We start from the raw sequence: 21,628 nt of genomic DNA on the forward strand, positions 1-21,628 counted from the left end.
GTACATCTTGCAGTGGAAATAAAATATAATTAAGATGAAAACAATTACAGAAATAATAGCGCCATTACCAGGGATATTTTATAAAAAACCAAGTCCAGAAAGTCAGGAATTTAAAAAAGAAGGAGATATAGTGAACATAGGAGATACTTTGTTTTTAATAGAGGTAATGAAAACTTTTAACTCTATCGAATCTGAAGTTTCGGGCAAACTAGTAAAATATACATTAGAAAATGAAGAGCCAGTTAATGTAGGGCAAGTAATAGCAATAATTGAATCCGAATCATGATTAAATCAATATTAATAGCAAATAGAGGAGAAATAGCTGTCAGAATTATTAAGGCAGCTAAGAAACTTGGAATTAAAACGGTTCAGGTTTTTAGTGAAGTAGATAAAGAATCTTTAGCGGTTAAATTAGCGGATTCGAGTATAAATATAGGCTCTTCAATAGCTTCAAAGTCATATTTAAATATTGAAGTAATCGTAAATGCTGCAATAGAAGTTAAAGTAGATGCTATACATCCTGGATACGGTTTTTTATCTGAGAATGCCAAATTTGCTGAGGCAGTAGAAAAAGCAGGATTAATTTTTATAGGTCCAAAGGCCGAAGTTATTAGTAGGTTGGGTGATAAAGTACAAGCTAGGATACTTGCTGATAGTGTTGGAGTACCAACTGTTCCTGGAAGTAATGGGAAATTAAAGGATATCTCAGAGGCAGTTAAAGTTGCAGATAGAATAGGTTTTCCTGTTATGATAAAAGCTCTTGCAGGAGGAGGAGGTAAAGGAATTCGAATTGTACATAACCGAGAAGTTATAGCCGATACCTTTCTTCAAGCACAAAATGAAGCGAAATCTGTTTTTGGAGATGGAGGATTGTATATGGAAAAGTATATATCAAAGGCAAGACACATTGAGGTTCAGATTTTAGGTGATGGAGAAAATTTTATTCATTTTTATGAGAGAGAATGTTCAATTCAGAGAAGAAGACAAAAGGTTTGGGAAGAAGCTCCAGCAGTGAATCTCGACGAAAACGTTCGTGCTAGAATGTGTGAGAAGGCACTCGATCTTGTTAGAGAAGTTAACTATACAGGAGCCGCTACTGTAGAATATATTTATGATGATGTTAGTAATGAATTTTACTTTATTGAAACCAATACGCGTATTCAAGTAGAGCATCCCATAACCGAAATGATAACAGGCGTTGATCTAGTAGCAGAAATGATTAAGATTGCGTCAGGGATACCGCTTTCTATTAAGCAACAAGACGTTAAAATTAATGGGCATGCTATTGAGTGCAGAATAAATGCTGAGGATTCAGATAATAATTTTTTACCATCTCCTGGGAAAATTGAAAAACTTGGAATTCCTGACTTGAATAATGTACGATTTGACACCTTTATTTATGAAGGTTATACTATACCTATGTTTTATGACTCGTTAATAGGTAAATTAATTATTCACGGTGATACGCGAAGTGAAACTATCGAAAAATTGAGAGATACTTTGGATGATTTAAATATTGAGGGTGTAAAAACTACAATTCCTTTACATATAAAGTTAGCCCAAAACAAAGATGTATTAAGTGGAGCCACGGATACGCAATTTTTAGAAAAACTACTTAAATAAAGAATTAGTCAATTAATTCTATTTCAATAAAACTTAGGCCATCAATTTATTTTTTTTGATGATTTAGGTAAAGTGAGAACTAACAAATTAAACATATACACATGAAAAATATTAGTATTAAATTCTATTTAATATCCATTTTCATTATTGGATTAAATAGTTGCAAGAGTAAGGTTGAGAAGCAAAAAGAAAATATAATTCAGGAAGAACCTTCACATTCAGAAACGTATTCAGCGCAAGAAGTAACTCCTGCTTTTTCTACAGATGGAATGGTTAAAGATATAGATTATATAACATTAGATAAAGCATCTAAGAAGTACAAAATAAGTGTGTCTTTTCCACATATGAAAGATGCTTATTGGTTAGGTGTAAATTATGGAATCATAGATCAGGCTAAGAAATTAGGTGTGAAGATTAACTTAGTTGAAGCTGGCGGGTATACAAATTTGAACAAACAAATTTCTCAACTGGAAGATTGTATAGCAAATAGTGCAGATGCATTAATTGTCGGAGCAATTTCTGGGGACGGGCTAAATAATATAATTAAGGAAGCAGCGAATAAGAATATACCAGTTATTGACTTGGTAAATGGAGTTTCTTCAAAAGATATTAAAGCGAAATCGTTGGTGTCATTTTATACCATGGGATATGAAACTGGAGCTTATTTGGCTAAAAAACACCCTTTAGGTAAGCCAAAGGTAAAAGTTGGATGGTTTCCTGGCCCTGCTGGAGCTGGTTGGGTAGAAGCTGCTCATAAAGGATTTATGGAGGCAACCAAAAATTCTTCACTTGAAATAATAGAACCGAAGTTTGGAGATACAGGAAAAGAGGTTCAATTGAAACTTGTTGAAGATGTTTTGCAGAGTAATCCTGAAGTTAAATATTTAGCTGGAACAGCGGTTACAGCTGAAGCTGCTCAAGGTTTAATAAGAGAACGAAATTTGGTAGGCAAGGTTGAGTTACTATCGTTTTATATGACACCAGGGGTGTATTCAGGAATTAAGAGAAATTTTATTATGGCAGCCCCTGCGGATGCAATGGTTTTACAAGGTCGATTTGCAGTTGATCAGGCAGTTCGAATATTAGAAGGAAAGCCTTATTTCAAACATGTAGGACCAAAAATTCAAATAATCGATAAAAGCAATATTAATACGGTACCGAGGTCTGATATTTTACCTCCTAGAATGCACGTACCTATTTTCAATGTAAACTAATACCATTTATATTTTGAATTTACGGTAAAAGAAAATGATGATTTTTTTCTTTATACAAATTATAAAAATCAAGCATAGCCATTGCTTATGGTTTCTTTTTCTAATGAAGTAGAAAGGGAAAAAGGGCGTTTTACTACGGTAAATTCAAGGTGTAGATGGTATAAAAATCTTTTGGATCAATTTTATGACTACGAAAACTATAAATACTGATTTTCTGGTAGAGATGAAGGGAATCTCTAAAAGCTTCTTTGGTACACAGGCATTAAAAAATGTCGATTTCAAGTTGAAGAAAGGAGAAGTACATGTATTATTTGGAGAAAATGGAGCGGGAAAATCTACGCTAATATCCATATTAGCAGGGGTTATTAAACCTACTAGAGGAGATATTTATGTGAATAATAAAAAAGTTAGTTTTGGCTCGGTTCAAGATTCCAAAAATAACGGTATTGGAACCGTATTTCAAGAATTCTCATTGGTACCAACATTAACAGTTGCAGAGAATATCTTTTTAGGAAGTGAGCCGTCACAATCAATATTTCTGAACAAAAAACAAATAATAAAAGAGTCTTTAAAATATTTCGAAGATTTAGAGTTTGAGATTGAAGTCCATAGGAAGGTGTCAGAATTATCCAGAGCAGAGCAGCAAATGGTTGAAATCGTTAAAGCTTTTAAAGAAAACGCAAAAGTTTTAATTTTAGATGAGCCAACAGCTTCTCTCACGGATAAGGAGGTAAGTAAACTGTTTAGTTTTATTAATAAAGCGCGAAAAAAGGGAGTTGGTATTGTATATATATCCCACAGAATACAGGAGTTTCGTGAAATAGCTGATAAAATTACAGTATTAAGAGATGGTCAACTTATTGACACCTTCTTTTTGGATAAAATTTCAGATAAAGAATTGGTAGAATGTATGGCGGGTAGAGCTATTGATAAAATTTACCCGAAAATAACAAAGAGGAAGGAAGATACAACAGCTTTATCCCTTATTGATTTTCAACCCAAAGGGCTAGAATCAACCAGTTTAGATGTAAAATCTGGAGAAGTTTTGGGAGTTGCGGGTTTAGTTGGAAGTGGGAAATCTAGATTTTGGAGAAGCTTAATGGGGTTAGAACCTACGATGAAGGGAGCAGCAATTCTTAATGGAAAAGATGTATGCCAAAAATCGACAAAGAAAGTAATCCAAAATGGAATCTTTTACTTGACTTCTGACAGGAAAAAGGAAGGATTACAGCTGCTGGCAAATACAGAACTTAATATTAAAGCAAATGTCTTACTAAGAAAAGATGTGGTTTCAAAATATGGAGTTATTAGAAAAAGAAAACAATCAGAAATAGCTGAATCTGCTTCAAATAAATCAGATATAAACAAGAAGTATTATAACAAGCTTGTATCCAGTCTATCAGGAGGGAATCAACAGAAAATATTATTTGCAAAGGGCTTAGTATCTCAATTTGAGGTGTACATTTTAGACGAGCCATCTGTTGGGGTTGATGTGGGGACGAGAGAGGTTATTTACTTATTAATTAAAGAACTGGTTGAGGCTGGAAAGGCGGTAATAGTAATTTCATCTGATTTACCAGAAGTCATAAATCTATCACATCGAGTATTGGTTTTTTCAAAAGGAAAAGTAGTAAAAGAACTAAAAGATAAAGAAATAAACGAAAAGGATATTTTAAATAATTTTTTTTAATGAGGACTAAAATCATGTCAAAAGAGAATAATATAAATATAGAAGGAACGAGTGTAAGGTTTCGTCGAGACACAGTAAGGAGAGTTTTTTTCAAAATTTTCAATACTTCAGGAGTGTTACCATTTTTCTTATTGATAGCAATTATTGTTTTTACGCTATTTACGAATAAGTTTTTAACACTTCAAAACTTAACAAATGTAGCGAGACAATCCGTGTATTTAACTTTGGTATCATTGGGGCAAATGATTGTTTTAATTACCGGAGGCTTCGATTTGTCAGTAGGAACTTCAATAGCAATAACCTCTGTGATGTCATCAACTGCTATGGTATATGCAGCGTCCATATTTCCAAATGTGATATGGTTAATAATATTAGTAGGTATTTTGGCCAGCATTCTTTCAGCATTAATTATTGGGTTTTTAAATGGCGTAGGTGTTTCTAGGTTTCAAGTATCTCCATTTATTATGACTTTAGGAGTTCAGTCTATTGGTGCCGGTTTTGCCTTATTTATAACAGGAGGGGTACCTGTAACAGGGTTAATTCCTGAATTTGGAAACGTTTTTGGTTTTGGGAAGTTATTTGGTGTTCCAGTTCCTGTTTTATTTGCTTTGGTGGCTATTATCATATTTTGGTTTGTAATGAATCGAACTAAACTAGGCACTTATATATATGCGGTTGGAGGGAATATTAAAGCCGCTAACCTTTCAGGAATAAATACTAAAAAAATACTTCTTCTATCATATGTGTTGTGTGCTTTATTGGCATCAATGGCAGGCTTTCTATTAACAGCAAGGGTTGAATCAGGGGAAACTAATTTAGGGGCTACTGTCGCGTTAGAGTCCATTGCAGCATGTGTTATTGCGGGTGTTTCTTTACGAGGAGGAATTGGCAAGATTGAAAATGTCGTATTAGGTGCGTTTTTCATAATCATGGTACAAAATGGAATGAATTTATTGCAAGTTGGATCGTATATGCAAATGATACTATTGGGTAGCTTACTCATTTTAGCAATCATATTTGATAGGTATAGGTTTAAATTTTCTTAAAGAATAAGTTATTATGACAAAAAATAAAGAATTACAGTTAAGAAAGGATAAGGTAATAGCCAAAGGGCAAAAGAACTTATATCCTATTTATATAGACAAAGCTTCTAATTCAGAGTTATGGGATGTTGAAGGGAAAAGGTATATCGATTTTGGGGCTGGAATTGCCGTTGTAAATACAGGACATAATCATCCTAAAATTAATGAAGCAATGCACCAACAAATCGATAGTTTTACACATACATGTTTCATGATTAATCCTTATGAATCGGGAGTTAAGTTAGCTGAAAAGTTAAGCGATCTAGCACCAATTAGTGAAGCGAAATCTGTGTTTTTATCGACTGGAGCCGAAGCTGTTGAAAACGCGATAAAAATATCTAAAGCTTATACAAAAAGAACAGGTATAATTTCATTTAATGGCGGGTTTCATGGTAGAACAAATATGTGCTTAGGTTTAACTGGAAAAATAGCTCCCTACAAGAGAGGTTTCGGTCCATTTCCAATAAACATATTTCATATTCCTTTTCCTATTGAATATTATGGAATTACTATTGAAGACTCTTTAAACGCTCTTAAAAATCTTTTCGCAAGTACGATTGATCCGGAAGATATTGCAGCAATGATTATTGAGCCTGTGCAAGGTGAGGGAGGTTTTAATATTGCGCCAATAGAGTTTTTAAAAGAGCTCCGAAAAATTTGTACTGAGCATGGAATTGTATTGATATGTGATGAAATCCAAACAGGGTTCGCTAGAACAGGGACTTTTTTTGCTACTGAAAAATACAATATAGAGCCCGATTTAATAACTGTGGCAAAAGGTTTAGCAGGAGGTTTTCCCTTATCAGCTGTAATTGGTAAATCAGAAATAATGGATGCTTCTGGAAGTTTAGGGGGAACATTTGGAGGTTCTCCAATTGGCTGCGCCGCTGCGTTGGCAGTTATTCAAACAGTTCAAGAAGAACAGTTGTGTGAAAAAGCAAATAAAATCGGAGATATTGTTTCGGAGAGATTTTATAAACTGAAAAAACAATTCCCAGAGAGTATTGGTAATATTAGGAACAGTGGGGCAATGATTGCTGTTGAATTCGTAGAAGGTGGTAATGTATTTAAACCAAACACGGCGTTAGTTAAATCAATATTAAACGAAGCTATTAATAAAGGGTTAATTATGTTATCTTGTGGTATTAATGGTAATGCAATCAGGGTTTTAACTCCATTAACGATTCCTTTAAATCAGTTAAATGAAGGGCTTGATATATTTGAAGAAATTATAAATAATCTACTAAAAAATTAGATCGACATGAGAAAAACAATAGATATTAATTGTGATATGGGCGAGGCTTTTGGACAGTGGGTTGTATCAAATGTTGATGATAAAGACATTCTGCCTTATATAAGTTCTGCTAACGTAGCTACTGGCTTTCATGCTGGTGATCCAAATCATATGAATAGGTTGGTACAATTGGCAAAAGAAAACAATGTTCAAGTAGGAGCACATCCAGGGTATAAAGATTTACAAGGATTCGGAAGAAGAAAAATCAATGCATCAGTAGATGAGTTAATTAATGACATGCTATATCAAATTGGAGCTTTAAAAGAGTTTTGTAATCTTTATAACATTTCTTTAAATCATATAAAACCACATGGAGCCTTATATATGGAAATGGCTGTGAATAAGGGTTTAGCAACCAAGTTCATGGAAACATTACAAAAAACTAACACTAAAATTCCAATTTTCTGTATGGGGAATACTGAAACCTATTTTGCTGCAAAAAAAATAGGCCAACCGGTGGTGAGAGAATTTTATGCGGATAGGGACTATGGCGATAATGGATCGATAGTTTTTACAAGGCATGTAGATAAACTGGATGCTAAAAAAGTATTAGATAAAGTCTTAAGAGCTGCTTTGGAGAATAAGGTCCAAACGGTAACAGGAAATGTTATTGATATAGAATTTGAGTCGATATGTTTTCATTCTGATACACCGGGAAGTTTAGAATTGGCTTCAGTTCTAAATTCTGGGTTGAAAGAAAATAATATCACAATAGGAGCACATAATAATTAAGATAACGTTATGTGATTATAAAAATCAGTACATATTGTAAAGATTTGAGGTGAATTACAATTGACGAAAAAAACATAAAATATATACCGATGAAAACTAGATACACATTTGGAGGAGATGAGCACTTGTTTGTTGAGTGTAGCGAAGAAATGTCTTTAGCCCCTTTTTTTAAGGTACTGTCTTTAACGGAGGCAATTAGAAAAGAAAGTATAAAAGGTGTTACTGAAATATGTCCTGCCAACGCTTCTTTTCAATTAAGGTTTAATCCGGATATTATTGAACCTAATTTACTTTTAAATATAGTAAAGAGAATTGAACAAGAGTCCGAAAACAATATTCAAAAGGAGATAAAAACAAGAATTATTGAAATTCCGGTACTTTATAATGATCCTTGGACCCATGAAACATTAATGCGATTTCGAGATCGACATCAGAAACCCGAAGGAACCGATTTAGAATATGCTTCGGAAATAAATAATTATCAATCGGTGGAAGCTTTTATTAAAGCACATTCTTCTTCTCCTTGGTTTGTTTCAATGGTTGGGTTTGTTGCCGGCTTACCATTTATGTATCAAATGGTAGAACGAGAACAGCAAATTCAAGTTCCAAAATATTTGCGGCCAAGAACTGATACTCCTAAGTTAACTTTAGGCCATGGAGGTTGTTTTGCATGCATCTATTCAGTAAAAGGAGCAGGAGGGTATCAAATGTTTGGAGTTACGCCATTACCTATTTATGATCCTAAGCAAGATGTCAAATATCTTGAAGATTTTATGGTCTTTTTTAGACCAGGTGATATTATAAAATTCAGACCAATAGAAAGGAGTGAATATGATCAAATAGTCAAAGAGATTGAAGTAAATACTTATAAACCTAATATAAAGGAAGTAACTTTTAATCTTGATGAATATAACAAAGATATCAATTCGTATAACAAGAACTTAGTTCAAAAAATATCAGAATAATGGTTACAGTATTAAAACATGGACTTATTACAAGTATTCAAGATTTAGGAAGACCAGGATATTTTCACTTAGGAATACCAATGTCTGGAGCTATGGACAGTTTTGCTTTGAAGGCAGGGAATTTATTAGTAGGAAATGATGAAGGAGCAGCAGGACTGGAAGCAGTGTTTATGGGGCCACATTTGATGTTTAACAAGGACTCGGTTATTGCAATCACAGGAGCCGAAATTACAGTTAAAATAGATGGCGAAGAAGTTCCAACTTGGACCGCACTTGAAATTAAATTAGGACAGGTTTTGTCTTTTGGATCTATCAAATCTGGTGCAAGAATTTACATAGCTATTGCTGGAGGAATTGATGTGCCTAAAGATTTAGGAAGTCGATCAACCTATGTAATCGGTTCTTTAGGAGGTGTTAAAGGGAAGGTAATAGCAAAAGGAGATTCGTTAGCAATAGGAAGTACAAGTAATACAGTAGAAATAGGAAAAACAATCCCTGAAAATTTAAGAAGAGCTACCTCCGAAGTTACCGAATTGAGGGTGCTACCAGGGCTTTACTGGCATAGGATAAAACCATCTTCTCAAGAACGGTTTTTTAATGATACATGGAAAGTGGGGTTAGAAATCGATAGAATGGGATACCGATTTAAAGGAGGAGCCAAATTAGAGTTCGTTGATAGAGAACCTCCATTTGGAGCAGGTTCAGATCCTTCAAATATAGTTGACAGTTGTTATTCTTACGGTTCTATTCAAGTTCCTGGCGGAACGGAACCAATTATACTGCACAGAGATGCTGTTTCTGGAGGTGGGTATTTTACTTTAGGAGCTGTAATTTCTGCTGATATGGATATTATTGGTCAGTTGCCTCCTAACAGATCAGTAAAATTTGTAAAGGTTACCATGGAAGAAGCTTTATTAGCAAGAAAGGAGCGAAGTGAACAACTTCAGATAGTAAAACATTTCATATACAAAATTTAATTTTTTCATTATAGTTTGAGTTATGGTTGATTATGAGTGTTTCACTCATTAAGATTGAAGCACTCTTTAATAACCTACTAGAGGTATAAATAACCTATAATATGTATTTAAAAACAATAAGTTTTAAATGGGTATCAGGAAATGTATTGTCCTAAATAAAAGGAAATAAATGAGAGATTACAAAAGATTTTTAAAAGAGAAAGCTTACATAAATGGTAAGTGGGTATCAGCACAAAATGGAAAGACATTCGAAGTTAGAAATCCATTTAATAATGATAAAATTATAGAGGTTCCTGATTTAGGAAAGGAAGAAACAATACAAGCGATTGTGTCAGCTAAGGTTGCTTTAGAAAAATGGAAAAATGAAACCGCCGAATACAGAGCGAGATTATTAAAAAAATTATTCAACCTGCAATTAGACTTTGCCGATGAGTTAGCTTATATATTAACACTAGAACAAGGAAAGCCTTTGTCGGAAGCTCAAGGGGAAATTAAGTACGGAGCTTCTTTTATAGAGTGGTTTGCTGAAGAAGGAAGACGAACTTATGGAGAAACAATTCCTTCAAATGCAAGCGATAAACGAGTGTTAACCATAAAACAACCAGTTGGAGTCGTTGCAGCAATCACTCCATGGAACTTTCCAAATGCTATGATCACTAGAAAAATTGCTCCTGCATTGGCCGCTGGTTGTACTGTGGTTGTTAAGCCGGCGGAGAGTACTCCTTTATCCGCATTAGCAATTGCAGTTTTAGCTGAAATGGCTGGTATTCCAAAAGGAGTTATTAATATTATTACAACAAATAAACCTATTGAAGTTGGAGAAGAGTTAACGTCCAATTCAATAGTTAAAAAAATATCTTTTACAGGGTCAACACATGTTGGAAAGATATTAATGAAACAGTGTGCTGAGACAGTAAAGAAGGTGTCCATGGAGTTAGGAGGAAATGCACCGTTTATTGTTTTTAATGACGCGGATATTGACAGTGCGGTGGAAGGAGTCATAGCATCAAAATTTCGAAATTCAGGTCAAACTTGCGTATGTACAAATCGAATATTTGTACATGATAGCATTTATGATGAATTTAGTTATAAGTTATCGAAAGAAGTTGGGAAACTGAAAATTGGAAATGGTATAGAACAAGGTATAGCCATTGGTCCTTTAATAAATGAAAAAGCAGTGAGCTTTTTAAATAATTTGGTAGAAGATGCAAGTGGAAAAGGTGCTGAGGTAATTATTGGGGGTAATTTAAATAAGCTAGGAGGAAACTTTTTTCCACCAACTATACTCGGAAACGTTAGCGAAGAAATGGATGTTTACAATAAAGAAATCTTTGGTTCTATAGCTCCTCTTATTAGGTTTACCAAAGAAGAAGAAGTGATAGCAATGGCAAACAATACGCCGTATGGTTTAGCTTCTTATTTTTTTAGTAAAGATTACGCAAGAGTTTGGAGAGTGTCCGAAGGACTAGATTATGGAATGGTTGGTGTGAATACGGGTAAAATATCCACAACAGTAGCTCCGTTTGGAGGTGTTAAAGAAAGTGGAATAGGTCGAGAAGGATCGAAATATGGTATTGAAGAGTACTTGGAAATAAAATATATATGTATTGGAGGTTTGTAAAAAAATTATAAATGAATGAGAGTATTGGAATTACGGGTATTGGTTCGATTTCTTCTTTAGGAGATAATAGAGATATTATTTGGGAAAATTATGAGTCAGCAAAGCATTTTTTAAGTGTACAGAAAATAGCGAATGAGGTTAATATTACGGGTAAAATAAATACAAATAGGGGTATTGAGAAGCTTCGAAATGAAGATGAGAAATATGGAAGGTTAGATTTATCTGTTCTCTATGCATTGTATGCTTCGAGAGAGGCTTGTAGAAAAGCTAAATGGAGTTCACAAGACAACTTTGGAGTTAATATTGGTTCTTCAAGAGGTGCAACTGAACTTTTTGAAAAATATTATTCAGAGTTTTTAAATGAAGGTAAGAGCTCAACATTATCATCACCTACAACTACTCTAGGGAATATATCTTCATGGGTAGGGCATGATTTAAAAACTATGGGGCCGCAAATTTCTCATTCAATAACATGTTCAACGGGTTTACATTCTCTGTTAAATGGCGTTGCATGGATAAAATCGGGAATGACAAATAAATTTATGGTGGGCGGAAGCGAAGCACCGTTAACTCCTTTTACACTGGCTCAAATGAGAGCTTTGAAGATTTATGCAAAGGAAAATAAAGAATATCCTTGTAGGGCACTCGATTTACAAAAAACTGTTAACACCATGGTTTTAGGTGAAGGAGCATGCAGTATTTGCTTGGAAAGGAACCCTCAGGAAGTAAATACTTTGGCCTATATAAGAGGTGTTGGTTATGCTACAGAAGTTCTAACTCATAATATATCAATTTCTAGTGATGCTAAGTGTTTCCAGCATTCCATGAAAATGGCATTGAAGAATATAAATGAAGAAGAAATAGATGTTATCGTAATGCACGCGCCGGGAACGATTAAAGGAGATCTTTCAGAGTATAAAGCTATCCAGAAAATTTTCGGAGAGAAAAGACCTTTTTTAACATCAAACAAGTGGAAAATAGGACACACTTTTGGAGCATCTGGATTGCTTAGTGTTGAAATGGCGATTTTAATGATACAATATCAAAAAACAATAGACGTCCCCTATATTCAAAAGCAGCGAACTCCAAATTCAATAAAGAATGTTCTCATAAATGCTGTTGGGTTTGGAGGGAATGCTGTAAGTATAGTTTTATCAAATAATGAGTTTTATGGAAGAAGTTAGGCATAATTGGAAGAAAGAGGAAATACTTGACATCTATAATAGTCCGTTAATGGATTTATTATATCGAGCAGCTATAATTCACAGAAAGCAACATGATCCAAATGTGATTCAAGTTTCAACATTACTTTCAATAAAAACTGGAGGCTGTTCTGAAGATTGTGGTTATTGTCCTCAGGCCGCTAGGTACCATACCAATATTGAGAAGAATGGTTTGATGTCGGTAAATCAGGTAAAAGAGCTTGCAAGGATGGCGAAGAGCAGCGGCAGTTCTCGGGTTTGTATGGGAGCTGCTTGGAGAAATGTAAAGGATGGTCCTGAATTTGACAGTGTGTTAGAGATGGTGAGAACTATTAATAAGTTAGATATGGAAGTGTGTTGTACACTTGGAATGGTAACTGAAAATCAAGTGATGCGATTAGCAGAGGCTGGGTTGTATGCTTATAACCATAATTTAGATTCTTCTGAGGAATATTATAAAGAAGTTATCTCAACAAGAGGATATCAAGATAGAATAGACACTATAAATAATGTTCGTAAAACAAATGTTACTGTTTGTTCTGGAGGGATAATTGGAATGGGAGAAACAGCTGAAGATAGAGCAGGAATGCTAGTGGCATTGTCAACATTAAACCCACAACCAGAATCCACACCAATTAATGCGTTAGTAGCGGTTGAAGGAACCCCATTGGAAAAAGAAAAGCCTGTTGAAATTTGGGATATGGTTCGTATGGTAGCTACGACTAGAATCGTACTTCCTAATACGCAAGTACGCTTATCAGCAGGGAGAACTCAAATGAGTAAAGAAGGTCAGGCTTTATGCTTTTTTGCAGGAGCAAATTCTATTTTTTCAGGTGATAAGTTGTTAACAACACCAAATCCGGCAGTAAATGAGGATATGAAAATGTTTGAGAACTTAGGTTTGAAACCTCAAGAACCTTTTGTTAAAAAAGAGCAACCTAAAACCGTTAAAGCGGAAAATTCAATGTTTAAAGATTTGGGAGAAAAACCAAAATGGACACGTCCAGAACATAAAATTGAGCGAAATGAAAAATCAAGAAGTAAAAAAGAAGGGTAGGAGAAAGGCTAGTCGTACGATACAAATTGACAATGAAAACGTTCGAGTAACTTCATGGTTGTTTGAACCCAATACTGAAACTGGCTGGCACAAACATGTATATAATTATATTGTAGTTCCTCAATCAGAAGGAACTCTTTCAATTGAAAATAAAGAGACAAAAGTCTTACATCATTTAAAAATGGGTAAGTCTTATTATCGAGAATTAGGTGTTGAACACAATGTTATAAATAAAAATGATTATAGCTTTTCATTTATAGAGATAGAGTTAAAATAATATATGGGAGGAAATGAATAGTGTTTTACAAATAGTATTAGGACTGATTTTAGGAGGGGTGACGTCATATCTTATACCATTATCTTTTAATTTCTTTTTAGCAAAAACAACAAAACAAAAAATTTTGGGTACATGGATTTCTTCATGGCAGATTGTTAATGAACAAGAAGATTGGGTAATTGAGGAAATTCAAATTAAAAAGGACTTCTTTCGTGGTATCCGCTTCGAGAGTAAGAATAACTCAAAAGGGTATAATTGGGTTGGGTATGGAAAAATTCTTGACAAAAGATATATCATTGGTGAGTGGTATTCTCTAAATTCTGCGGCTTATGCGAGTGGCGTGTTTATTTATACAATTGCCGCCAGAGGTGATTATATGACAGGTCATGAAGCAGTTCCAGATGAAAACGGTAAAATTTATTTTAGAGAATTTTACTTAGGAAGAAAGGAAGGTGATCTTGTAAATGCGAAGAAGTGGTTGAAAGAGCATAAAGAATAATAAATAGATATTTTAATTGATATAATGAAGAATAACGAATTATTGCTCAAAGAGAGAGACAAAAGGCATCTTTGGCACCCATTGAAACAACATAAAACACATCCCAACACTATTGCAATTGTAAAAGGAAAGGACTGTATTTTAACAGATGAAGATGGAAATGAATACATAGATGCAATTTCTTCCTGGTATACTAGTATGTTCGGGCATTGCAATGAATATATCGTTCATAAAGTTTTTAAACAGGCTAGTACTCTTGATCAAATAATGTTTAGTGATTTTACACACGAGCCAGCGATAAAATTAGCTGAAGAATTAATAAATATATTACCTGATAATCAAAATAGAATTTTTTTTAATGATAATGGTTCAACGGCTGTTGAGGCCGCACTTAAAATGGTTTTACAATATTATTCCAATAAGGGGATAAAAAGGACTACGTTTATAGCATTTGAAAATGGATTTCATGGTGATACTTTTGGAGCTATGGGAGTTTCAGGCCTCTCGGTATATAATGGGGCATTTAAAGATTACCTCATTGAAGTTAAAAGAATTCCTGTACCAAATGGTATGAATAATGTAAAAGTTTTAAGGGAGCTTAACAGAATCGTATCACAAAATGATATTGCAGGTTTTATATACGAACCTTTAGTTCAAGGGGCAGCAGGAATGAAGATTCATCAAGCAAAAGATTTAGAGTTAATTTTAAATTTTTTGAAAAAAAAGAATGTATTGTTAATTGCAGATGAAGTGATGACGGGATTTGGTAAAACAGGTAAATTGTTTGCTTCAGATTATATGAAGACAAAGCCTGATATAATTTGTTTAAGTAAAGCTTTAACAGGAGGAATGGTTCCTTTGGCAGTTACTTCCTGCAGTGAAGAAATTTATGAAGCTTTTTTAAGTGATGAGGTTTTAAAAGGTTTTTTCCATTGTCATACATATTCAGGTAATCCAATTGCTTGTTCAGCAGCCATTGCCGTGATTGAATTACTTCAATCTGAGAGAATACTAAATAAAATTAGAGAAATAACGGAATTACATATAGGTTTTAAAAAACGAATAGAAAGGAATAAGAAGGTTAAAAAGGTTTCATCTCTAGGAGTCATTTTAACAATAGAGTTAAATTCTGAGTTTGGATATTATGGAAGCCTAAAAGATAAAATATCTGAATACTTTATGAGTAGAGGGGTTTTTTTACGACCATTAGGAAATACAATTTATATTCAACCTCCTTATGTTATTACAAAACCTCAGTTAAATAAGGTCTATAATAGTATAGAGGATGTTATTAATGAGCTTTAAAGTGAGTCGTCATAAAAAAAGGCTACCATTATGGTAGCCTTTTATATAGACGTGATATTAAAATCTTAGTTTACAGTATCGCTTAAACCAGCTCCTGCTTTAAACTTTACTACATTTTTCGCAGCAATTTGGATTTCTTTACCAGTTTGAGGATTTCTCCCCGTTCTAGCAGCTCTTTCAGATACAGACCAAGTTCCCCATCCAACTAAAGCAACTTTACCTCCACCTTTTAAAGTACTAGATACGTTGTTAGTGAATGATTCTAATGCAGCTTTTGCAGCAGCCTTTGAAATTCCTGCATCAGCAGCCATAGCATCGATTAAATCTGATTTGTTCATAATCTTAATGATTTTAAAAATTAATTAATATTTCTCGCTAAAAAGCTTAACAAATATAGACGGAATGCGGGATTGTGCAACATTTGGGTGAAAAAAAATGGAATTTTGTTAATAAAAACCAAATAATTGTTAATAACCGAGCTTGTTTTACGTTTAAAACTGCAAATCCTTATAAATAAAGGGCTAGCGAGCTATAGCATCTTCAGAAAATTGATGTCCGTTCAATAAACTTTTAGAATCCATTAATTTTTTACCAGAAAGTTTTATTTGACCAATAACTAAAAAACCATCTTTGGTTGCAATTTTTAATGCTGATTTCGATGTTACAATTTTTCCATTCTCGAATTCATGAGCTATATATTCTTTCGAAACACCGTACAATTTTGCACTAATTTCTTCATCATTATTATAAATGGTTGTCCATGCCGCTGGATAAGGGTTTAATCCTCTTATGTGGTTGAAAATATCAGAAAGTGACTTAGACCAATCAATTTTACAGTTTTCAGGAAAAAGCTTGTAAGCGGGTTTTTCCTCTAGTTCAGGTTGTTTTGTGGTTACAACATTATCCTGAGAAATTAAATCAACGGTTTCTTTAACTAGTTCAGCACCTAAATGCATTAGTTTATCATGAAGTTCACCAACGGTTTCATTTTCTCCAATAGAAGTTTCTTTCTGAAGAATGATTTCACCTGTATCTATTTTATCATCGATAAAAAAGGTAGTTACTCCTGTTTTCGTTTCCCCATTAATTATGGCCCAGTTTATTGGCGCAGCACCACGATATTCAGGAAGTAAAGAAGCATGTAAATTAAATGTACCATACTCAGGCATTGCCCATACAGAACGCGGTAACATTCTAAAGGCTACAACAATTTGTAAATTGGCATTCCATTTTTTCAATTCTTCTTGAAATTCTTCACTTTTCAAATTCTTGGGCTGCAGCAATGGAAGGTTTTCAGACAGCGCATATTTTTTTACAGCAGATTCGTTTAGTTTTCTACCGCGACCTGCTGGCTTGTCAACGGCAGTAATAACGCCAACAACATTATAGTCATTATCTACCAAATGTTTTAAAATGGTCACAGCAAAATCTGGTGTTCCCATAAAAACTATGCGTAAATCTTTCATTTATGATATATTAAATTGTTTCACTTTTTAAATCTACTAATAGAATCAATATCGAAGTTGAATCCAAGTAATTTATTTTAAAAAATATTTGTTATACAAAGTAAGGCTGATGACATCATCAGCAAGTAATTTTCGCAAATGTATTAAAATGTCTTCTTCTTTACCATGTATCTGCTCACAGATTTCATTAGAAAACAGTTCTTTCGAATGAGAAAGTAGTTGAATTATATCGTTATCTAAATTCTTACGATTTTCACTTTCCTTGTTTTTTAAACAAACATCACAAATACCACAATTTTTAGTCTTATCATTAAAGTAATTAACCAATAAAACGGCTCTACAAATACTCTTGTTTTTGATAAAAAGAAGAACTTGTTGTGCTTTTTTTACTTTCTGATTTAAAAAAGAACTAATGTTTTTAGAAATACGATTAATAGCCAAATCATCTTCTCGAGGTTGTAAAAAATAAAGTTCTGCGTTTTTTCCAGTTTTCTGATAACTCAAAATCCCTAAACTCTCTAATTTTTCAAGTTGTTCAATAACAGTGAAAGAAGTAGCTCCTATTCTCTTTGCAATGTAAAACTCATCGATATTCACTGGTTGTTCAAAAACGCCTCCATACAAACGTAATAATGTTTGAATTAAATAAGTATAATCTTTCCGCTTTCCAAGGGCAACTAATTGATTAGTTCTCACTAAAAACTGAATTGAGGATCGTTTGTTAACTGGAGTATTTAATTCAATAATTCCGTTAGAATTAAGTAATTGTAATATGATTTTTGTCTTAGCATGCTTAAAACTGTATTTATCACAGAATTCAAGGAAGTTAAAATTGAAAGGAGTATCTATTATTTCTCCTTTAGTGATTTGGAAATGTTGATATAGTTTTTGATGGACAGTTTTGACTTCATCAATACTTGGGAATTTATTAGTTTGATTATCTTCAAAGGAACGAAAGTCATTCGTATTGGTTAAAACTACAGAAAAAGCCTTTTTTCCATCTCTTCCCGCTCTACCAGCTTCCTGAGTGTAATTTTCAAGAGATGAAGGTAGATTTAAATGAATAACTGCCCTAACATTGGGTTTATCGATCCCCATTCCAAATGCATTTGTAGCGACCATAACCAAACATTTTTCTGAAAACCAATTGTCAAAGGCCGTTTGTTTTTCGATAGAGGTAAGTCCTCCATGATAATATGTCGTTTTAAAGTTTAAAGCATTTAAATAATTGCTAATTTCTTTTGTCTTTTTTCTAGAAGAAACATAAATAATAATAGGAGCATTTATTTTTTTTAGAATTCTTTCTAAACGTCCTAATTTATCGTTGACTTCAAACACTTGGTAGGCCAAGTTTTCTCGAACAAATGATTTTGTGAAAAGCTTTTCATTCGACATTCTCAGATGCTTACCAATATCAGTAATAACCTTTTTGGTAGCAGTAGCTGTTAAAGCAATTGTAGGAACATTCGGATGGAGTTCATTAAGTATTTCTAAATTAAGGTATGATGGACGAAAGTCATGACCCCATTCTGAAATACAATGGGCTTCATCAATGGCAATAATATTAACAGTTAGTTGCTTAATTTTTTCTTGAATGAATTTTGATTGTAAACGTTCTGGCGAAATGTAAAGAAATTTGTAATTTCCATACCGTATGTTGTCAAATAAGGTAATAATCTCGTCCTGATTATATCCTGCAGGAATGGTTGTTGCTTTTATGTTTTTATTGATCAAACTATCAACTTGATCTTGAATCAGAGCAACTAAAGGTGATACAACTATACATACTCCATCTTTTAAAAGTGCTGGCAATTGAAAACAGATCGATTTTCCTCCTCCTGTAGGTAATAAAGCGATCGTATCATTACCCTCTAAAACAGATGAAATTATTTCTTGTTGTGGTTCTCTAAAACTGTCATGTCCCCAGTATTTTTTTAATATATGAAGAGCATTGTTAGGCATAATTTTTAAAGTAAATTTAAAATGAAGTCGCAACGATCTTCAACAGAACCAAAAGGAACATCAATTATTGAGTACCCCAAGGATTCATAGGCTCTCCTTAAAAAAATGTCTAATTCTATAGCCTGTTCAAATGATTCGTAACGTTCGTTATCTTGAGTATAAATTTCTTTCCAAGGACGAAGCATAAATACTTTGTCGTATTTATATTGTAAACTCTTTTCCACATAAGTGTCAGGATAATCTGTCTTTAAATAATCCATATATGCATGAACATCGGGAATTCCACGATCAAAAAAGATTAATTTCTTATCAGAAGATTCAGCATCTGTATATTGCTTTTCTCTTCCTTTCAATAAAAGTTCGCTGAACAATAAAGGTTTTTCTAAAAAAAGTTGATCTATCCCATCTTCTTGAGCTTTTAAAGTAACTTGTCTCGAAATTTCAGGCATACATTGATACCCTCTTTTAATAAACTCTTTTAAAACAGTAGATTTACCAGTACCTGGTCCTCCAACAAGAACGATTTTTTGCTGCATCATGCAAAAATAGAAGTTTCAATTTATAAATTTAATAAATAGTGTAATTTTGTCCTCGACATGAGTAAAAATAAAATGACGAATTAATAATTATGGCGGATAAAGAAGAATTTTACAACAAATTAAAAATCCAATTAGAAGATACCACTACATTCCCTTCAAAATATTTGTATAAATTTATCGTTCCAACAACTGGAAATCAAGTGCAAGAGGTTCAAGATTTATTTAATAATGGAGGAGCAGTGATAAATACAAAAAAATCAAGAACAGGGAAATATATAAGCGTTTCAGTTCAAATTACGGTGAAAAGTGCTGATGATGTAATTAAATATTACAGGAAGGCTGAGGTTATAGAAGGAATCATATCATTATAACTGAATTTTAATTAGATTAAGATATTATCCATTTTAATTGTGATTAGAAACACTAAATTGAGAGCATTGTAGTTAAAATGGAAGTCTCAATTTTAAGAATAAACTTTAACCAACTTTTAGATATAAACAAGTTTATGAAAAATCAAATTTTAGGAATAGTTATTCTATTACAAGGAATTACAACAACTACGTTTGCTCAGAAAAAAGATAAAGAATTATTTAGAATCAACAACAATTCAGTGATGGTCTCTGAATTTAAAAGAGTTTATGAGAAAAATTTAGGCTTAGTCGTTGATAATGAAGCTAAGGATATTGATAATTACTTAAATTTATATATAAACTATAAATTAAAGGTAAAAGAAGCTTATAACTTAAAATTAGATACTTTAAAGTCGTATCAAAATGAATTAGAAGGGTATAAAAATCAATTAATAGCACCTTATTTACAAGACAAGGAAGCATTAGAAAAATTAGTAAAAGATGCCTACTATAGAACTGTAAATGAAATTAGAGCAAGTCATTTACTTATTAAAGTTTCACAAAAGGCAAATGCTAAAGATACTTTAGAAGCCTATAATAGAATTTTAGGAGCGAGAGAAAGAATTATAAAAGGAGAATCTTTCGAAAATGTTGCGTTATCAGTGTCTGAAGACCCTTCTGTAAGGCTTAATAGAGGAGATTTAGGGTACTTTTCTGCATTTAAAATGGTGTATAATTTTGAAGACAGTGCTTATGCAACTGAGGTTGGACAGGTATCAAATATATTCAGAACACGATTTGGATATCATCTGGTAAAAGTTACAGACAAACGCAAATCTAAAGGTGAGTTTGACGTAGCTCATATCCTTGTTAGAGATAAGTCGATTATTGGAAAGGTAAAAATAGATTCTGCATATCAAAAGTTAAAGACTGGAGCTTCGTTTGAAGATATATCGAAAGAATTTTCGGAAGATACTGGAACGTTTAAAAATGGAGGAAAACTACCTAGATTCAGTACCGGAACTATGGTAGAGCAGTTTGAAAATGCAGTTCTTGGCTTGAAAAATATTAATGACTTTAGTGAACCATTTAAAACTCGTTTTGGATGGCATATTGTAAAGTTATTAAACAAATTGCCTATTGAATCTTACGAAGTGGCAAGAAAGAAAATTGAAGGTAAAGTCAAAAGATCTGATAGACTGCAGGCATCATACGAAGCTGTTTTAAACAAGTTAAAAAAGAAATATGATGTAAAGGTTAATGAAGAAGTATTCAAACAAATTGAAACTTTGTCTGTGAAAGATTTTATCGCTAAAAATAATAAGGAATGGATATTATCTATTGATAAAGTTAAAGTAGGGGGAGATAAGTTTAATGATTACATTAAATATCGAAGAAATTCAAATTTATCAGAATTGTTTGAACAGTTTAAAAACTATGAGTTAACGGAATACTTTAAAAAAGATTTGGTTAATCTGGAACCAGACTTTAAACATACGTTAACCGAATACAAAGAGGGGTTATTGCTATTTGAGTTAATGCAAAAGAAAATTTGGAAGAAGGCAACAACAGATACTTTAGGTTTGAAAAAGTTTTTCGATGGTAATAAAGGAAATTACAAAGAACAAAATTTAGAAGATGTAAAAGGCGAAGTAATTAGCGATTATCAACAGTCTTTAGAAAATGATTGGCTTGAATTATTACGAAACAAAAACAAAATTATTATTAGAGAAAAAGAAGTGAAAAAACTTAAAAAAATATATAATCAATAAG

The 21,628-nt window shown here is 33.0% G+C and carries 21 protein-coding genes; 17 read left to right on the forward strand and 4 right to left on the reverse strand.

The window, feature by feature from the left end:
* Nucleotides 1-34 precede the first annotated feature (34 nt).
* The 15 genes from BLW23_RS19585 (at nucleotide 35) to bioA (ending at nucleotide 15,538) form a co-directional block, all read left to right on the forward strand.
* Nucleotides 35-286, forward strand: a complete 252-nt coding sequence (locus tag BLW23_RS19585) for an acetyl-CoA carboxylase (protein WP_093673062.1) — start codon at nucleotides 35-37, stop codon at nucleotides 284-286.
* Complete coding sequence (locus tag BLW23_RS19590) at nucleotides 283-1,623, forward strand: acetyl-CoA carboxylase biotin carboxylase subunit (protein WP_218134066.1); 1,341 nt, start codon at nucleotides 283-285, stop codon at nucleotides 1,621-1,623. The genes BLW23_RS19585 and BLW23_RS19590 overlap by 4 nt, the downstream gene beginning before the upstream one ends.
* 101 nt (nucleotides 1,624-1,724) lie before the next feature.
* Nucleotides 1,725-2,837, forward strand: a complete 1,113-nt coding sequence (gene torT / locus BLW23_RS19595; RefSeq protein WP_093673066.1) for a TMAO reductase system periplasmic protein TorT — start codon at nucleotides 1,725-1,727, stop codon at nucleotides 2,835-2,837.
* A gap of 184 nt (nucleotides 2,838-3,021) precedes the next feature.
* Entirely contained in the window at nucleotides 3,022-4,527 is a 1,506-nt protein-coding gene (locus tag BLW23_RS19600; RefSeq protein WP_176829885.1) for a sugar ABC transporter ATP-binding protein, read from the forward strand.
* Complete coding sequence (locus BLW23_RS19605; RefSeq protein ID WP_218134067.1) at nucleotides 4,527-5,573, forward strand: ABC transporter permease; 1,047 nt, start codon at nucleotides 4,527-4,529, stop codon at nucleotides 5,571-5,573. The genes BLW23_RS19600 and BLW23_RS19605 overlap by 1 nt, the downstream gene beginning before the upstream one ends.
* Nucleotides 5,574-5,586: 13 nt before the next feature.
* The gene (gabT, locus tag BLW23_RS19610) at nucleotides 5,587-6,864 is read left to right on the forward strand and encodes a 4-aminobutyrate--2-oxoglutarate transaminase (RefSeq protein WP_093673070.1); all 1,278 of its coding nucleotides are present in this window, start codon (nucleotides 5,587-5,589) and stop codon (nucleotides 6,862-6,864) included.
* Between the two features lie 6 nt (nucleotides 6,865-6,870).
* A complete protein-coding gene (locus BLW23_RS19615; protein ID WP_093673072.1) occupies nucleotides 6,871-7,635 on the forward strand; it encodes a 5-oxoprolinase subunit PxpA in 765 nt (254 codons plus the stop codon).
* Nucleotides 7,636-7,724: 89 nt separating this feature from the next.
* Nucleotides 7,725-8,600 carry a 5-oxoprolinase subunit B family protein gene (locus tag BLW23_RS19620; protein ID WP_093673074.1) on the forward strand — a complete coding sequence of 292 codons (876 nt, stop codon included), beginning with the start codon at nucleotides 7,725-7,727 and terminating at the stop codon, nucleotides 8,598-8,600.
* On the forward strand, nucleotides 8,600-9,577 hold the full coding sequence (locus tag BLW23_RS19625; RefSeq protein WP_218134068.1) for a 5-oxoprolinase subunit C family protein: 978 nt from the start codon (nucleotides 8,600-8,602) through the stop codon (nucleotides 9,575-9,577). Before BLW23_RS19620 ends, BLW23_RS19625 begins: the two co-directional genes overlap by 1 nt.
* A gap of 169 nt (nucleotides 9,578-9,746) precedes the next feature.
* Nucleotides 9,747-11,198 (forward strand): NAD-dependent succinate-semialdehyde dehydrogenase, encoded by a 1,452-nt coding sequence (locus BLW23_RS19630; protein ID WP_093673078.1) that lies wholly within the window; start codon nucleotides 9,747-9,749, stop codon nucleotides 11,196-11,198.
* Nucleotides 11,199-11,209: 11 nt separating this feature from the next.
* Nucleotides 11,210-12,382, forward strand: coding sequence for a beta-ketoacyl synthase N-terminal-like domain-containing protein (locus BLW23_RS19635; RefSeq protein WP_093673080.1), 1,173 nt, complete (start codon nucleotides 11,210-11,212; stop codon nucleotides 12,380-12,382).
* Entirely contained in the window at nucleotides 12,369-13,457 is a 1,089-nt protein-coding gene (gene bioB, locus BLW23_RS19640) for a biotin synthase BioB (RefSeq protein WP_093673207.1), read from the forward strand. Before BLW23_RS19635 ends, bioB begins: the two co-directional genes overlap by 14 nt.
* Nucleotides 13,426-13,734: a cupin domain-containing protein gene (locus BLW23_RS19645; protein WP_093673083.1), complete on the forward strand. Its 309-nt coding sequence runs from the start codon at nucleotides 13,426-13,428 to the stop codon at nucleotides 13,732-13,734. The genes bioB and BLW23_RS19645 overlap by 32 nt, the downstream gene beginning before the upstream one ends.
* A gap of 13 nt (nucleotides 13,735-13,747) precedes the next feature.
* On the forward strand, nucleotides 13,748-14,233 hold the full coding sequence (locus BLW23_RS19650; protein ID WP_093673085.1) for a hypothetical protein: 486 nt from the start codon (nucleotides 13,748-13,750) through the stop codon (nucleotides 14,231-14,233).
* Nucleotides 14,234-14,257: 24 nt separating this feature from the next.
* Nucleotides 14,258-15,538 (forward strand): adenosylmethionine--8-amino-7-oxononanoate transaminase, encoded by a 1,281-nt coding sequence (gene bioA, locus BLW23_RS19655; protein WP_093673087.1) that lies wholly within the window; start codon nucleotides 14,258-14,260, stop codon nucleotides 15,536-15,538.
* Nucleotides 15,539-15,603: 65 nt separating this feature from the next.
* Here bioA and BLW23_RS19660 read toward each other — a convergent pair whose 3' ends face one another.
* The 4 genes from BLW23_RS19660 to BLW23_RS19675 form a co-directional block, all read right to left on the reverse strand.
* Complete coding sequence (locus BLW23_RS19660) at nucleotides 15,604-15,876, reverse strand: HU family DNA-binding protein (RefSeq protein WP_093673089.1); 273 nt, start codon at nucleotides 15,874-15,876, stop codon at nucleotides 15,604-15,606.
* Nucleotides 15,877-16,059: 183 nt separating this feature from the next.
* The gene (gene fmt, locus BLW23_RS19665) at nucleotides 16,060-17,004 is read right to left on the reverse strand and encodes a methionyl-tRNA formyltransferase (RefSeq protein WP_176829886.1); all 945 of its coding nucleotides are present in this window, start codon (nucleotides 17,002-17,004) and stop codon (nucleotides 16,060-16,062) included.
* Nucleotides 17,005-17,076: 72 nt separating this feature from the next.
* Complete coding sequence (locus BLW23_RS19670; protein ID WP_093673209.1) at nucleotides 17,077-18,966, reverse strand: RecQ family ATP-dependent DNA helicase; 1,890 nt, start codon at nucleotides 18,964-18,966, stop codon at nucleotides 17,077-17,079.
* 5 nt (nucleotides 18,967-18,971) lie between these two features.
* Nucleotides 18,972-19,505: an AAA family ATPase gene (locus BLW23_RS19675; protein ID WP_176829887.1), complete on the reverse strand. Its 534-nt coding sequence runs from the start codon at nucleotides 19,503-19,505 to the stop codon at nucleotides 18,972-18,974.
* A gap of 89 nt (nucleotides 19,506-19,594) precedes the next feature.
* Here BLW23_RS19675 and BLW23_RS19680 point away from each other — a divergent pair, with 89 nt between their 5' ends.
* Both BLW23_RS19680 and BLW23_RS19685 read left to right on the forward strand, forming a co-directional pair.
* The gene (locus tag BLW23_RS19680) at nucleotides 19,595-19,876 is read left to right on the forward strand and encodes a DUF493 family protein (RefSeq protein ID WP_093673095.1); all 282 of its coding nucleotides are present in this window, start codon (nucleotides 19,595-19,597) and stop codon (nucleotides 19,874-19,876) included.
* Between the two features lie 134 nt (nucleotides 19,877-20,010).
* A complete protein-coding gene (locus tag BLW23_RS19685) occupies nucleotides 20,011-21,627 on the forward strand; it encodes a peptidylprolyl isomerase (protein WP_176829888.1) in 1,617 nt (538 codons plus the stop codon).
* Nucleotide 21,628: the final 1 nt, after the last annotated feature.

It is taken from the genome of Tenacibaculum sp. MAR_2009_124, from assembly GCF_900105455.1.
Classification (GTDB): domain Bacteria; phylum Bacteroidota; class Bacteroidia; order Flavobacteriales; family Flavobacteriaceae; genus Polaribacter.